At 69.1% G+C, this 14,428-nt stretch carries 14 protein-coding genes and 1 pseudogene; 9 read left to right on the top strand and 6 right to left on the bottom strand.

Translation table 11 applies throughout. From position 1 onward, the window contains the following. Positions 1 to 237: 237 nt before the first annotated feature. On the bottom strand, positions 238 to 912 hold the full coding sequence (gene crp / locus H7I57_RS10820; RefSeq protein WP_003931718.1) for a cAMP-activated global transcriptional regulator CRP: 675 nt from the start codon (positions 910 to 912) through the stop codon (positions 238 to 240). Positions 913 to 1,042: 130 nt separating this feature from the next. Beyond that, entirely contained in the window at positions 1,043 to 1,348 is a 306-nt protein-coding gene (locus H7I57_RS10815) for a hypothetical protein (protein ID WP_275081145.1), read from the bottom strand. A 150-nt stretch (positions 1,349 to 1,498) separates the two neighbouring features. Here H7I57_RS10815 and nth point away from each other — a divergent pair, with 150 nt between their 5' ends. Genes nth through marP form a run of 4 tightly spaced genes read left to right on the top strand, consistent with a single transcriptional unit; the run spans position 1,499 to position 4,923 of the window. Next, positions 1,499 to 2,302, top strand: a complete 804-nt coding sequence (nth, locus tag H7I57_RS10810; RefSeq protein WP_308204341.1) for an endonuclease III — start codon at positions 1,499 to 1,501, stop codon at positions 2,300 to 2,302. A gap of 22 nt (positions 2,303 to 2,324) precedes the next feature. Continuing rightward, entirely contained in the window at positions 2,325 to 2,987 is a 663-nt protein-coding gene (locus H7I57_RS10805) for a TlpA family protein disulfide reductase (RefSeq protein WP_264023490.1), read from the top strand. Next, complete coding sequence (locus H7I57_RS10800; protein ID WP_264023489.1) at positions 2,975 to 3,739, top strand: NUDIX hydrolase; 765 nt, start codon at positions 2,975 to 2,977, stop codon at positions 3,737 to 3,739. The genes H7I57_RS10805 and H7I57_RS10800 overlap by 13 nt, the downstream gene beginning before the upstream one ends. Then, positions 3,736 to 4,923 carry an acid resistance serine protease MarP gene (gene marP / locus H7I57_RS10795; RefSeq protein ID WP_264023488.1) on the top strand — a complete coding sequence of 396 codons (1,188 nt, stop codon included), beginning with the start codon at positions 3,736 to 3,738 and terminating at the stop codon, positions 4,921 to 4,923. Before H7I57_RS10800 ends, marP begins: the two co-directional genes overlap by 4 nt. On the opposite strand, the gene H7I57_RS10790 is transcribed toward marP, so the two are convergent. Together H7I57_RS10790 and H7I57_RS10785 are read right to left on the bottom strand one after the other, a co-directional pair. Next, positions 4,916 to 5,887 carry an alpha/beta fold hydrolase gene (locus H7I57_RS10790; RefSeq protein ID WP_264023487.1) on the bottom strand — a complete coding sequence of 324 codons (972 nt, stop codon included), beginning with the start codon at positions 5,885 to 5,887 and terminating at the stop codon, positions 4,916 to 4,918. The two genes, marP and H7I57_RS10790, sit on opposite strands and share 8 nt — an antisense overlap. Further along, on the bottom strand, positions 5,887 to 6,399 hold the full coding sequence (locus tag H7I57_RS10785) for a phage holin family protein (RefSeq protein WP_264023486.1): 513 nt from the start codon (positions 6,397 to 6,399) through the stop codon (positions 5,887 to 5,889). Before H7I57_RS10785 ends, H7I57_RS10790 begins: the two co-directional genes overlap by 1 nt. Before the next feature lie 149 nt (positions 6,400 to 6,548). Here H7I57_RS10785 and H7I57_RS10780 point away from each other — a divergent pair, with 149 nt between their 5' ends. Next, positions 6,549 to 7,268: a S1 family peptidase gene (locus H7I57_RS10780; protein ID WP_264023485.1), complete on the top strand. Its 720-nt coding sequence runs from the start codon at positions 6,549 to 6,551 to the stop codon at positions 7,266 to 7,268. 11 nt (positions 7,269 to 7,279) lie between these two features. Here H7I57_RS10780 and acs read toward each other — a convergent pair whose 3' ends face one another. Continuing rightward, positions 7,280 to 9,244, bottom strand: a complete 1,965-nt coding sequence (gene acs, locus H7I57_RS10775) for an acetate--CoA ligase (protein ID WP_264023484.1) — start codon at positions 9,242 to 9,244, stop codon at positions 7,280 to 7,282. Between the two features lie 146 nt (positions 9,245 to 9,390). Between acs and H7I57_RS10770 the strand changes: the two genes are divergently transcribed. Further along, complete coding sequence (locus H7I57_RS10770; RefSeq protein WP_372510185.1) at positions 9,391 to 10,164, top strand: Fic family protein; 774 nt, start codon at positions 9,391 to 9,393, stop codon at positions 10,162 to 10,164. A gap of 439 nt (positions 10,165 to 10,603) precedes the next feature. Here H7I57_RS10770 and H7I57_RS10765 read toward each other — a convergent pair whose 3' ends face one another. Continuing rightward, on the bottom strand, positions 10,604 to 11,461 hold the full coding sequence (locus H7I57_RS10765) for an HAD-IB family hydrolase (RefSeq protein ID WP_308204340.1): 858 nt from the start codon (positions 11,459 to 11,461) through the stop codon (positions 10,604 to 10,606). Between the two features lie 419 nt (positions 11,462 to 11,880). Between H7I57_RS10765 and ssd the strand changes: the two genes are divergently transcribed. The 3 genes and pseudogenes from ssd to H7I57_RS10750 form a co-directional block, all read left to right on the top strand. Next, on the top strand, positions 11,881 to 12,978 hold the full coding sequence (gene ssd / locus H7I57_RS10760) for a septum site-determining protein Ssd (RefSeq protein ID WP_275081143.1): 1,098 nt from the start codon (positions 11,881 to 11,883) through the stop codon (positions 12,976 to 12,978). Beyond that, positions 12,975 to 14,153, top strand: a complete 1,179-nt coding sequence (locus H7I57_RS10755) for a TadA family conjugal transfer-associated ATPase (protein WP_264023482.1) — start codon at positions 12,975 to 12,977, stop codon at positions 14,151 to 14,153. Before ssd ends, H7I57_RS10755 begins: the two co-directional genes overlap by 4 nt. Then, positions 14,150 to 14,428 (top strand): annotated as a pseudogene (locus H7I57_RS10750) (type II secretion system F family protein); the annotation flags it as partial. The gene H7I57_RS10755 and the pseudogene H7I57_RS10750, both read left to right, overlap by 4 nt.

The following is a 14,428-nucleotide window of genomic DNA, read 5'->3' as shown; positions in this document are numbered from 1 at the left end:
AGCCTGACCCGCGAACACACCAAACCCGCCGTGGCACCCACGGCAACACCGACGCGCCCACACCCAGCGCACCTCACCTCTATTTTCGGATTAGCAGGCTCGCACTCCCACTTCTGCTGCCGGAATGCAATTCCGGCAGCAGAAGTCCTACCTCGCTCGGTGCTGGATTCTCGCTCGTTACCTCGCTCGGTGCTGGATTCTCGCTCGTTACCTCGCTCGGTGCTGGATTCTCGCTCGTTACCTCGCTCGGCGGGCCAGCCGCTCGGAGTCCGAGATCAGCACGCTCTTGCCCTCCAGGCGGATCCAGCCGCGGTGGGCGAAGTCGGCGAGCGCCTTGTTGACCGTCTCGCGGGACGCCCCGACAAGCTGCGCGATCTCTTCCTGTGTCAGGTCGTGCGTCACCCGCAGCGCGCCGCCCTCCTGCGTGCCGAACCGCTGTGCGAGCTGCAGCAGCTGCTTGGCCACGCGGCCGGGCACGTCGGTGAAGATGAGGTCGGCGAGGTTGTTGTTGGTGCGGCGCAGTCGGCGGGCGAGGACCCGCAGCAGCTGCTCGGCGATCTCGGGCCGGTCGGCGATCCACGCCCGCAGCGCCTCGCGGTCCATCGAAACGGCCCGCACCTCGGTGATGGTGGTGGCGCTCGACGTGCGCGGTCCCGGGTCGAAGATCGACAGCTCGCCGAACATGTCGGACGGGCCCATGATCGTGAGCAGGTTCTCGCGGCCGTCCGGGGAGCGGCGGCCGATCTTCACCTTCCCGGAGATGATGATGTACAGCCGGTCGCCGGGCTCGCCTTCGGCGAACACCGTGTGCCCACGGGGGAAGTCGACTGGTTGCAGCTGCTTGGTCAGCGCTGAAACGGCGCTGGGTTCCACCCCCTGGAAGATTCCGGCCCTGGCCAGGATCTCGTCCACGTTGCCCCTCTTAAAGCTGTTCGGTGATAAGACATGCGCAAGCCGACCTCGAGTCAGATCGTCTGATCAGTCTAGAGGTACGCCCTGCCGACGTTGTCGGCCATTGAGCCGCCATCGTGACCTGCCCACGCTACACAGGATTGGCGTGCCGGGTCTGCTGAAACTCGGGATTCGCATCCTGATGGACCCGGTGATGGATGTACTGCCGTGTCGGCAAACCACGGGCGGGAATGTGCTCGCCGAGTTCGCCCGCCGTGGAACTCTGCTCGTCCAGCCGTCGGCGAAGGCCGTGCATGGCGGTGCCCATCCCGTCCCGCGCGAGCGCGTCGACGTCGCTGGCCTCGGCCTGGTCGAGAAACCCGGCGACGTCGGCCGCGGAGATGGAGTCCCGGCGCAGGCTCGACTCGACGCGCTCGAGACCGAAGGTCGCCAGCATCAGCAACCCCGGAATCAGCGCAACGAGCAACCACGACACAAGGCTGAAGTAAACACGGCCAAGGTCTCGGCAGGATCACGAATCGTCGTCGGTAAGAACTGATCCAGCGCTCGGCGCGTCGCACCCCCTCAGTAGGCTGGCGTGGTGACTGTGGGTGATACGTCGGCACGCGGATCGAGCGACGCGAAACCGGCGCGAAGGGCGCCGGCCCGCAAGTCGGCGGGCAAGTGGGATCAGGAGACCCGTCTCGGTCTGGTCCGCCGCGCCCGCCGGATGAACCGCGCGCTGGCGCAGGCCTTTCCACACGTGTACTGCGAGCTCGACTTCACCAATCCGCTCGAGCTCACCGTCGCGACGATCCTATCTGCGCAGAGCACCGACAAGCGGGTCAACCTCACCACCCCCGCGTTGTTCGCGAAGTACCGCACCGCCCTCGACTACGCCAAGGCCGACCGCGCCGAACTCGAGGAACTCATCCGGCCCACCGGGTTCTTCCGCAACAAGGCCACCGCGCTCATCCGGCTGGGCCAGGAGCTGACCGAGCGGTTCGGCGGCCAGGTGCCTGCCACCCTCGACGAACTCGTGACCCTGCCCGGCGTGGGCCGCAAGACCGCCAACGTCATCCTCGGCAACGCGTTCGACATCCCGGGCATCACCGTCGACACCCACTTCGGCAGGCTCGTCCGGCGCTGGCGCTGGACGGCGCAGGAAGATCCCGTCAAGGTCGAGCACGCGATCGGCGAACTCATCGAGCGCAGCGAGTGGACGCTGCTGAGCCACCGGGTGATCTTCCACGGGCGGCGCGTCTGCCATGCCCGCAAGCCCGCGTGCGGCGTCTGCGTACTCGCCAAGGACTGTCCCTCGTTCGGGCTCGGCCCCACCGACCCGTTGATCGCCGCCGCGCTGGTCAAGGGCCCCGAGACCGAGCACCTGCTCGCCCTGGCCGGGCTCTAGGCGTTCGTCGCCGGACTTTGAGATGAGCACGTCGGCCCGCTGGAGCATCGTCGCGATGGTGGTCGTCATCGCGCTGGGCGTGGCGCTGTGGTCCGAGCTCGGCGCCGACGACGACACCCGATCGTCGTCGCCGGACTCCGTCTCCGCCCGTGACCGCCGCGACGCCGACACCACCGAGGCGCTCGCGGGACCCCGCGCCCGCGCGGACCTGCAACCCTGCCCGGGACCAGGCTCCGGGCCAGGTCCCGAGCCGTTGCGCGGCATCGTGCTGGAATGCGCCGGCGACGGATCGCGGGTCGACGTCGCCGCAGCGGTGGCCGGCCGGCCCACCGTGTTGAACCTGTGGGCGTACTGGTGCGGCCCGTGCGCGGAGGAACTGCCCGCGATGGCCGAGTACCAGCGGCGCGTCGGGCCCGCGGTGACGGTGCTGACAGTGCATCAGGACGAGAACGAGACCGCGGCGTTGCTACGCCTGGCCGAACTCGGGGTGCGCCTGCCCACCCTGCAGGACGGGCGGAGAACCATCGCCGCAGCACTGCGGGTGCCCAACGTCATGCCGGCAACGGTGGTGCTTCGCGCTGACGGTACCGTTGCCGAGATCCTGCCTCGGTCGTTCGCCACCGCCGAGGAAATCGCCGAAGCGGTCGGTCCTCAGATAGGAGTGGCTCAGCGATGGGCGAATTGACCCCCTCCGCGGCACCGCCATGGCTGGCGCCGCTGGTCACGCGTCCCGACGCCGTCAAGAGCGCCTACCGTCGCCGGGTGCCCGCCGAGGTGCTCGCCGCGCTGTCCGCCGCCAACGCGACCGCCGCGATGACGGGAGCGCGCCGCGACGCCGCCGTTCTTGTGTTGTTCTCCGGGCCGGCGGACGGTGCGCCGGGCACCCTGCCCGAAGACGCTGACCTGCTCGTCACCGTGCGCGCCTCGACGCTGAGACACCACGCCGGGCAGGCCGCCTTCCCCGGCGGTGCGGCAGATCCCGGTGACGACGGACCCGTCCACACCGCGCTGCGCGAGGCCACCGAGGAGACCGGGATAGACGCCACCCGCCTGCACCCGCTGGCGACGCTCGAACGGATGTTCATCCCGCCCTCGGGTTTCCACGTCGTGCCGGTGCTCTCGTACTCACCGGACCCGGGCCCGGTCGCCGTCGTCGACTCCTCCGAGACGGCGTTGGTCGCGCGGGTCCCGGTACGCGCGTTCGTCAACCCGGAGAACCGGATCATGGTGTACCGCAGGGAGAACACCCGCCGCAGCGCCGGCCCGGCGTTCCTGCTCAACGAGATGGTGGTGTGGGGATTCACCGGGCAGATCATCGCCGCGATGCTCGACGTCGCGGGCTGGGCGCAGCCGTGGGACACCGACAACGTCCGCGAACTCAGCGATGCAATGGCGGTCCTGGACAGCCAGGGCAGCTACGGTGATGCCCAACTATGACACCGTCGCAGTGGCTCGATATAGCCATTCTCGCCGTCGCGATCATCGCCGCCGTCTCCGGCTGGCGGTCAGGCGCGCCGGGTTCCCTGCTCGCCCTGGTCGGAGTCGTCCTCGGCGCGGTCGCGGGAGTTCTGCTCGCCCCGCACGTGGTCGACCACATCAGCGGTCCCCGCACCAAACTGTTCGTCACGCTGTTCCTGATCCTGGCGCTGGTGGTGGTCGGCGAGATCGCAGGCGTCGTGCTCGGCAGGGCGGTGCGCGGTGCGATCCGCAACCCCACGCTGCGCGTGTTCGACTCCGTCGTCGGCGTGGCACTGCAGCTGGTCCTCGTGCTGACGGCGTCGTGGCTGCTCGGCACCGCGCTGACGTCCTCTCCGCAGCCCAATCTGTCCGCGGCGGTTCGCGATTCGAAGGTGATCGCCGAGGTCGACGCGGTGGCGCCGGACTGGCTCAGGTCGGTGCCCAACCGGTTGTCGGCGCTGTGGGAGACAGCCGGGCTGCACGACGTGCTCAAGCCGTTCGGGCCGACCGAGGTCGCCTCGGTCGACCCGCCGGACGCGTCGCTGGCCTCATCGGCGGTGGTCGAGTTGACCCGCCCGAGCGTGGTGAAGGTCCGCGGGGTGGCACCGAGTTGCCAGAAGGTGCTCGAAGGCAGCGGCTTCGTGGTGGCGCCGAACCGGGTGATGTCCAACGCGCACGTCGTCGCCGGTTCCGAGAGCGTGACCGTCGAGGTGGATGGTCAGACCTACGACGCGGGCGTCGTCTCCTACGACCCCAATGCCGACATCTCCATCCTCGACGTGCCCGACCTGCCGTCCGCGCCGCTGCAGTTCCTGGATGGGGAGGCCCCGGCAGGCACCGACGGCATCGTGATGGGGTATCCCGGCGGCGGCGACTTCACGGCGACCCCGTCGCGCGTCCGCGAGATCATCGAGCTCAACGGGCCCGACATCTACCGCACCACCACCGTGACCCGCGAGGTCTACACCATCAGAGGCACTGTGAAGCAGGGCAATTCGGGCGGACCGATGGTCAACCGCAGCGGCAAGGTACTCGGCGTGGTGTTCGGCGCCGCGGTCGACGACGTCGATACCGGCTTCGTGCTGACCGCCGACGAGGTGGCGCGGCAGATGGCCAGGGTCGGCAACGTCGAACGGGTCGCCACCGGCACGTGCATCAGCTAGCCGGCCGCGCGTACACCTGCTTCAGGAACCGTGACAGCTGCTCGTTGACGGTCTGCGGAGCTTCCTCGTGGCCGAAATGCCCGGCGCCGTCGATCGAGACGAATCGGCCGTGCGGCGCGTACTGCTGCGTTCGATGCACCGGGTCGGCCAGCACGTAAGGGTCGGCGTCGCCGCGCAGATGAAGTACCGGGATCGACAGCGGCCGTTTCATCGAGCGCATGAAGCGACGGCCCTCACCGCGCAACTGGCTCCGCACCGCCCACCGCTGGTACTCCAGCGCCGAGTGCGCCGCCGACGGGATCTGAATGGCCCGCCGCAGGTGGCCGATGGTCTCCGAGAAGTCCTCACTGGCCTGCCATTTGGCGCTGGAACGGCTGCGCACCAGATTCTCCAGTTCGGCGCCGTCATGCCTTGTCAATGCCCGCTCGGGCCACACCGGCAGCTGGTAGCGCACCATCGACGGCAACAACGCCCGGCCTTGATCGAGACGGGTCATCGCCGAGGCGCGCAGCGCAGCCGGGTGAGGAGAGCTGACCAGCGCGATCGCGTGCACCGCCCTCGGGTGCAGGACCGAGGTGGCCCAGCAGACCAGCCCGCCGTCGGCGTGACCGACCAGCGTGGCGGAGGTGTGCCCCAGCGCGCGCACCAGACCGGCCGTGTCGCCGGCCAGCGTCCACCCGTCATAGCCGCGCGGCGGCTTGTCGCTGCCCCCGTAGCCGCGCAGGTCGACGGCCACCACCCGGGCGCCGGTCAGGCCCTTGAGCTGGTGTCGCCAGGACCACCAGAACGAGCCGAAACCGTGCAGCAGGATGACCAGGGGCCGGGCCGTCAGCGGTATCGACGGGTCGTCGTCGCTCACCCGTCGCTCGGCCTCGACGACGTGAAACCGAATCCCGTTGGCGTGCACATCCAGGTGGCGCCACGGTCCGCCGATGCGCACTACCGACGGATCGGGCTGTGCCATTACCAGCCCGACGGGTCGGCGGTCGACGCCTGCTTACCGTCGGTCGCCGCGATCGCCTTGGCACCCTTGTCCGGGTGGGGCATCAGGGCCTCGGGGATCTCCTTGACCGATTCGATGGTCTTCTGCGGTCCGCGGATCCGTCTGACCTTGAGGTAGCCGACCAGCGCCAGCACCGCGGTGACGACCACCATGATGCCGAACACGATGAGGAATGCAGCCCAGCGCCACAGCCAGCTGTCCAGCAGCTCGGCGACGAAGAAGAAGAAGAAGAACGTCGAGTAGAACAGCACCACCAGCGCCAGGATGAAGAAGACGCTGCCGGTCAGGCCCTTCTTCACGTCGCGGGTGATCTCGGCCTTGGCGAGCTCCACCTCGGCGCGCACCAGCGTCGACACCTGGGCGGTGGCATCCTTGACCAGATCGCCGATGGACGGGTCGGGCTTGGCCGCGTGCGGGTCCACCAGTGGTATCGATGTCACGGTGGTCGGCACGCCATTCCTGCGATCGCTCACGGAAACTTCCTTCCCGCCTCTGCTATCAAGTCGCGGTCCATATCGCGGTTCATGTTGCCACGTGGCGTCGCGCTAAACGATTCCGCCCGACGATAGACTGACCGGGCTCCTTGCCAGGCGGGTCGGGCACGTCGATTGGGGATTGATTCTTGAGGACAAGTGGCCGGCCTCGTGGCCTGAGCCTGGCTGTTCGCGCTGTGTTCGTGGTGCTGGCCGCCGTCATGATGTCCAGCGCCGTCGCTCCAGCGCACGCCGATGTCCCGGTCACGCTCGGGGGTGGCTCCGGCCTCGTCGTCAACGGCGAGACCCTGTGCACGCTGACGGCCATCGGCACCGACAACCGCGGCAGCCTGATCGGCTTCACCTCCGCTCACTGTGGCGGCCCTGGTGCGGTGGTCGCCGCGGAGGGTGCCGAGAGCGCCGGGGCCGTCGGCACGATGGTCGCCGGTAATGACGGCCTCGACTATGCGGTGATCCAGTTCGACCCGGCCAAGGTCAACCCCGTCAGTTCCGTCAGCGGCTTCCGCATCGACGGTCTGGGCCCGGACCCCAGCTTCGGCGACGTGGCCTGCAAGCTCGGACGCACCACCGGCTATTCGTGCGGCGTCACCTGGGGGCCCGGCGAGCAGCCCGGCACGATCGTCAACCAGGTCTGCGGCCAGCCCGGGGACTCCGGGGCGCCGGTGACGGTGAACAACAGGCTCGTCGGCATGATCCACGGGGCGTTCTCCGAGGAGTTGCCGACGTGCGTGATCAAGTTCATCCCGCTGCACACACCCGCGGTCACGATGTCGTTCAACACCCAGCTCGCCGACATCACGGCCAAGGGCCGGCCGGGCAGCGGCTTCGTCCCGGTCGGAGCGAGGTAAACCGGGGTGGGCTACTTGCTGGCGCGGATCGCCTCGAACACGCTGGGATCCACCAACGTCGACGTGTCGCCCAGCTCGCGGCCCTCGGCCACGTCACGAAGCAGCCGGCGCATGATCTTGCCGCTGCGCGTCTTCGGCAGTTCCGGCACCACGTGGATCTCCCGCGGCTTGGCGATCGGGGAGATCTCCCGGGACACCTCGGAGCGCAGTTCGTCGACCATCTGCTCGTGTGACATCTCGGCGTGGTGGGACTTGAGGATGACGAAGGCGCAGATCGCCTGACCGGTGTGATCGTCGGTGGCGCCGACGACGGCCGCCTCGGCCACCCCGGAGTGTCCGACGAGCGCGGACTCCACCTCGGCGGTGGAGATCCGGTGACCGGAGATGTTCATCACGTCGTCGATGCGGCCCAGCACCCAGATCTCGCCGTCGCTGCCGTAGCGGGCACCGTCACCGGCGAAGTACCAGCCCTGCTCGGCGAACCGTGACCAGTAGGTTTCCTGGAACCGCTCGGGATCGCCCCAGATGCCGCGCAGCATCGCCGGCCAGGGCTTGTCGAGCACCAGGTATCCGGTCACATGCTCACCGTGGTCGGGGCTGGGCTCGAGCTGGTTGCCGTCGTCGTCGACGATCTTGGCCGAGATGCCGGGAAGCGGGCGCATCGCCGAACCGGGCTTGCAGTTGGTCACCCCGGGCAGCGGCGAGATCATCGCCGCACCGGTCTCGGTCTGCCACCAGGTGTCCACGACCGGGGTCTTGTCGCCGCCGAACACCAGGCGGTACCACCGCCACGCCTCCGGGTTGATCGGCTCACCCACCGAGCCCAGCAACCGAATGCTCGACAGATCGTGTTCGAAGGCGAGCTCGCGGCCCCACTTCATGAACGTCCGCACGACCGTTGGGGCGGTGTAATAGATTGTCACACCGTACTTTTCGATGACCTGGAAGTGCCGGTGCTCGTCGGGTGAGGCCGGCGTGCCCTCGTAGACGACCTGTGTGACGCCGTTGGCCAGCGGTCCGTACACGATGTAGGTGTGCCCGGTGACCCAGCCGATGTCGGCGGTACACCAGTACACGTCGGAGTCCGGTTTGACGTCGAAGACGTTGTAGACGGTGTAGGCCGCCTGGGTCAGGTAGCCACCCGAGGTGTGCATGATGCCCTTGGGCTTGCCCGTGGTGCCCGACGTGTAGAGCAGGAACAGCGGATGTTCGGAGTCGAACGCCTCCGGCTCGTGGTCGGTGGAGGCCTTCGGAACGGTCTCGTCCCACCACAGGTCGCGGCCCTCGGTCCACGGCACGTCGATGCCGGTGCGGCGCACCACCAGCACGTGCTCGACGGGGCTGTTGTCGCCGAGACCCTCGATGGCATCGTCCACACCGGCCTTCAGCGGCGCCGCCTTGCCGCGGCGGAACTGCCCGTCGGTGGTGATGACCAGCTTGGCCTCGGCGTCCTCGATCCGGGCCTTCAGCGCCGAGGCGGAGAACCCGGCGAACACCACGGAGTGCATCGCGCCGAGCCGCGCGCAGGCCAGCATCGCGATGATGGCCTCGGGCACCATCGGCATGTAGATGGCGACGCGGTCGCCGGAGCGCAGACCGAGCTCGGCGAGCGTGTTGGCCGCCTGGCAGACCTCGTCCTTGAGCTGCGCATAGGTGATGTCGCGTGCGTCACCGACCGGTTCGCCCTCCCAGTGGATGGCGACGCGGTCCCCGTTGCCGGCCTCCACGTGCCGATCCACACAGTTGTAGGCGACGTTGAGTCTGCCGCCGACGAACCACTTGGCGACGGGGGCCTCCGACCAGTCGAGCACCTCGGTGAACGGTGTCTCCCAGCTCAGGCGGTTGGCCTGGTCGGCCCAGAACGCCAACCGGTCGGCCTCCGCCGCGTCGTACAAAGCCTCTGTCGCGTTGGCGTTCTCGGTGAACTCGGGGGCCGGCGGGAACGAAGACTGGACTTCGGTGTGCGTCTCGGTCATGACTGTGAGCGTAGTCACCGAAGGTTGCATCAGCGTTGGCAACTCACAAGACGGTAGTCAGGCGGTACATGGCGCGCGACGAGCGTCGTAGCTGACGGGTCCAGCGGTCCGCTAGCGTGTCCTGGCGTGACTGGTGGTGAGCGCGGATGACGGCCGACGGCTCAGATCCCGGGGATCTCCTGGCGCCGTTGTCCCGGCTCCCGGGCGTCACGCAGGCGGGCGACGAGGCGCGTGAGGCGCTCGGACGGGCTCACCGCCATCGCGTCAATCTGCGCGGCTGGCCGAAGACGGCTGCGGAGGCGTCGCTGCGGGCGGCCCGCGCGTCCTCCGTACTCGACGGCGGACCCCTGCAGTTCTCGAGCGGTGACGCCGACGGCACCGGCAGCGATCCGGTGCTCGCGGGGGCGTTGCGGGTTGCCGAGGCGCTCGAGGGTGGCGAAGGTGCACTTGTCGGGGTGTGGCGGCGGGCGCCGCTGCAGGCCATCGCCAAGCTGCACACCCTGGCCGCCGCGGATCTCGTCGACGCTGCGCAGCTGGGGCGGCCGCGCGCCGACGGCGACGTGGGGCGCAGGCTGGAGTTGCTCGCCGACATCGTGACCGGCGGTGCGCGGGTGCCGGCGCCGGTGCTGGCGGCGGTCGTCCACGGTGAGGTGCTGACACTGCAGCCTTTCGGCACCGCCGACGGTGTCGTCGCGCGCGCAGTGTCCAGGCTGGTGACGATCGCCAGCGGTCTGGACCCGCACGGTCTCGGGGTTCCCGAGGTGCACTGGATGCGGCGCTCCGGCGACTACCGGGCAGCGGCACGGGGTTTCGCGTCGGGGACACCCGAGGGCCTGGCGGCATGGCTGGTGCTCAGCGGCGAGGCGCTGCATGCCGGCGCGCGGGAGGCGCTGTCCATCGCCCAGTCGATGTCGTCGTGAGCGCGAGCGGCGAGAGTCCTCAGCAAAATGAAGCGGGCGACGCCCGAAGCAATTCGAAAATACTTCGGTTCGCCGCCCGCTAGCACGGATTCCGGTTACCAAGCGTGCTTGTCGAGGTTGCGTGGGTGGCCTCGGCGTTCTTGCGAACCGCTACGACTGCAGACCCCACCCAAAGGGCTGTCGTGGTCGTCCGATATTCGCAATTCCGCAGGCCCGCAACGCTTCTACCTATTCCGCGGTATGTGCTCCGCGTGGGTTCCGGGACCCGTGCCGGGTTGCCGAGATCGGGAGGTCGAACCTTCTCTTCCGGCTCGACCTTGGCCTCACCCGGCTTCCGTGTCTCCTTTGTACTACGTGACCTCAGTCACAGCAAGGGCCAATGGTCCCGCGATCCCGGATCGTTACGACGGCGGGCTGGCTACTACGAAGTAGCTTTCCTTCAGAACGCGAAGCGGCGCAGCAGCGTGTACGTCAGCGCCCCGGCCGCCAGCGCACTCACCCCGACCGCCGCGGTGGTGGCGACGGCCGCACCCGACGGAGCGGAGAACCGGTCGCGCAGCGAGACGGGTTTGGAGAAGGTCTGCACCGGCCAGCCGCGGGCAGCGGCTTCCTTCCGGAGCGTGCGATCGGGATTGACCACCGTCGGATGGCCCACGGCCTCAAGCATCGGGACGTCGGTGATCGAATCGGAGTAGGCATAGCAATGCTCGAGGGCGTAACCCTCACGGGCGGCCAGCGCGCGGATCGCCTCCACCTTGCCCTCGCCGTAGCAGTAGAAGGCGATCTCCCCGGTGTACTTTCCGTCCTCGACCACCATCCGGGTCGCCATCGCGTGGGTGGCGCCGAGCGCGCGGGCGATCGGCGCGACGATCTCCTCTCCCGAGGCCGAAACGACGACGACATCGCGACCGCACAGACGGTGGTCGGCGATGAGTTCGGCCGCCTCGGCGAAGACCAACGGGTCGACGATGTCGTGCAATGTCTCGCCGACGATCGACTTGACCTGCTCGACGTCCCAACCGGCACACATGTTCGTCAGATAGGAACGCATCCGGTCGATCTGGTCATGGTCGGCGCCGGACATCAGGAACAGGAATTGCGCGTAGGACGACTTGAGAACAGCCCGCCGATTGATTAGCCCTTGGCTGAAGAAGGGTTTGCTGAAAGCCAAAGTGCTCGATTTCGCGATCACTGTTTTGTCGAGATCGAAGAACGCCGCTGTGCGAATGGGGCGCTCGGTTTCGGCGGGCTTCCGGGGCGCTCTGGCAACCCCGGTGAAGGGGTCCGGTGAGGTCACAACGCCAGCATAAAGGTGTGATGGGTGACAAATTGCGGTAGATCGTACAAAATGGCAGTTCACGACACGTGTCTGGGACTGTAATCTTTCCCCGACTCGCCCCACTCGCCTGCATTTCGGTACTTGCGCCTGCCCGCTCTGGCGTGTGTATAGTGGGCATCACTCGGCTTATGCCGGGTGTGCATCAGCCCGACCCCCCGGGGCTGATACACGACGACCTCCGCCTCCTCCCCCCCTGGCGGGGGTCGTCCCTTTTGTGGGGTGTTTTCGCAAAGCGGATAGGTCCCCTGATCTAAATAAGTTGCGGAACGCTGTTTTCGGCGCGAATCGCCCGGAACCTCTGTCCACAAAGCCGCGGTGATCCCCAGATCACGGACACGCTCTTTACCGCGTCATCGGTCCCGCCCGAGGCTGGGTTCATGACGACCCCCGCAGGGATTCTCGCCGTGGTCGACGACCCGGCGCTCAACACCGACATCGACCGCGTCGTCGCCGCCGCCGGCCTGCGAATCGTGCGAACCAGTAACCCGTCGAGCCGCAAGGTGTGGACGAGCGCGGCCGCGATCCTCTTGGATTCCGCTGCCGCCAGGCGCTGCGCGGAGCGCGGCTTGCCACGCCGTGACCAGGTGTTACTCGTCTGCCACGCGCGACCCGGGCCAGCCGAGTGGGAGGCCGCCGTGGCCGTCGGCGCGCAACATGTTGTGATGTTGCCCACACAGGACCGCGATCTGATGGTGGCCCTCTCCGACGCCGCGGAGAGATCGTGCGACGGCGGCAGCCGGGGCGCTGTCGTGGCCGTCCTCGCAGGCCGGGGCGGCGCCGGAGCATCGGTGTTCGCGACCGCGCTGGCGCAGGCCGCCCCCGAATCGCTTCTGGTCGACGGGGATCCGTGGGGCGGCGGGCTGGATCTCGTCCTGGGCTCCGAGACGGCCCCCGGTCTGCGCTGGCCCGACCTCACGCTTGCGGGCGGGCGCCTGAGCTATCCGGCACTGCGCGAGGCGTTGCCGCGCCGGCACGGGGTGAGCCTGCTTTCGGGCAGTCGCGTGTTGTCTGGCGACGCCTCCAGCAACGACATCGGTGCGCTTGCCCTCGGCGCGGTCATCGACGCCGGAAGCCGGGCAGGAGTCACGGTCGTCTGCGATGTGGCCAGGCAGCCGACGCCGGCCACCGAGACAGCGCTGGCCGCCGCGGACCTCGTCGTGGTGATCACCACCGCCGATGTGCGCTCGTCCGCGGCGGCCGCGGCGACGGCGCGGTGGGCGTCGGCGGGCAATCCCAACACCGGCGTGGTGGTGCGCGGTCCGTCCCCGGGCGGCCTGCGGCCGGTCGACGTGGCCCGGATCGTGGGACTGCCGGTGCTGGCGTCGATGCGCCCGGAACCCGGTATCCGACCGCGCCTGGAGCGTGGCGGACTGACGCTCCGTCGGCGTTCGCCGCTTGCCGCCGCCGCCCGCAAGGTCCTCGGCGTCCTTCGCCAGAACCCACAGCTTGAACTCGTCACGGGGTCCGCGGCATGAGCACCTCACTGATCGATCGGGTGCGGGAGCGGCTCGCCGCGGAGGGAGCGCCGCTGCGGCCAAGCGTGGTCGCCGCGGCGATCCGCGCCGAGTCGGGTGGCGTACTCGGGGATACCGAGGTGCTGACCAGCCTGCATGAGTTGCAGACCGAGCTGGTCGGCGCGGGATTACTCGAACCGCTGCTGTCCGCTGCGGGCACCACCGATGTTCTTGTCACCGCCCCCGACGGCGTCTGGTTGGACGACGGCAACGGTTTGCGGCGAACCTCCGTACGGTTCGCTGACGAGGCGGCGGTGCGCCGGCTCGCGCAACGGTTGGCGTTGAGCGCGGGCCGCCGCCTCGACGAGGCCCAACCCTGGGTGGACGGACACCTCGACCATCTGGGCTCCGCCCGCACCGGCGGGGGCCTCACGGTGCGACTGCATGCGGTGTTGCCGCCGATCGCTGCGGCGGGGACGTGCCTGTCACTGCGTGTCCTGCGGCCGGCCACCCAGGACCTCGATGCGCTCGTCGGCACGGGTGCGATCGACGTCGAGGCGGCCAAGCTGCTGCGCGACATCATCGACGCCCGGCTGGCATTCGTCGTCTCCGGCGGCACGGGCGCGGGCAAGACGACACTCCTGGCCGCCCTGCTCGGCGCCGTCAGCGCCGACGAGCGCGTCGTGTGCGTGGAGGATGCCGCTGAGTTGGCACCCACGCATCCGCATCTGGTCAAGCTCGTCGCCCGCTGCGCCAATGTCGAGGGGGTCGGCGAGGTGACCGTGCGTGACCTGGTCAAGCAGGCGTTGCGGATGCGGCCCGACCGGATCGTCATCGGCGAGGTTCGCGGCGCGGAGGTCGTCGACCTGCTCGCCGCCCTCAACACCGGGCACGACGGCGGCGCGGGCACGGTGCACGCCAACAGTCCCGCGGAGGTGCCCGCACGGTTCGAGGCGCTGGCCGCGCTCGGCGGGCTCGATCGCGCCGCGCTGCACAGCCAACTCGCCGCGGCCATCCAGGTGGTCCTGCACGTCACCCGGGACCGGACGGGACGGCGTCGCCTGAGCGAGGTGGGGCTGCTGCAGCGGACAGACGACGGCCGCGTCGAGGTGCTGCCGTGCTGGGACTGCCACACCGGATTCGGTCGCGGCGCCGAGGCCCTGGACGTTCTGGTGCGCGCGAGGACGCCGAGGTGACCGCGGCGGCGCTGGCTCTGGCCCTCGCCGTGCTGATCTCCCCGGCCTCCTCCCGGGGACGCGCCCGCGCGGTCATGACGCTGACACGACGCCGCCGCCTGCCGATGGTGCCGTGCGCGGTGGCCGCATGTGTGGCGTCGTCATTGCTGCTGCCATGGTCAGCCGCCGCCGCGCTCGGCCTGCTGCTCGCCACGCTGGCGGCCCGGCGACGCAGCGGTCGACGCCTGCGCGCCCGCACCGACGAAGCCTCCGCGCTGGAGGGCGCGCTGGACGTG

Origin of the sequence: Mycolicibacterium pyrenivorans (genome assembly GCF_025821625.1) — a bacterium.
Taxonomy (GTDB): Bacteria; Actinomycetota; Actinomycetes; order Mycobacteriales; family Mycobacteriaceae; genus Mycobacterium; species Mycobacterium pyrenivorans.
Note: the sequence above shows the minus strand (reverse complement) of the source record. Positions and strands in the feature narration are given on the sequence as shown.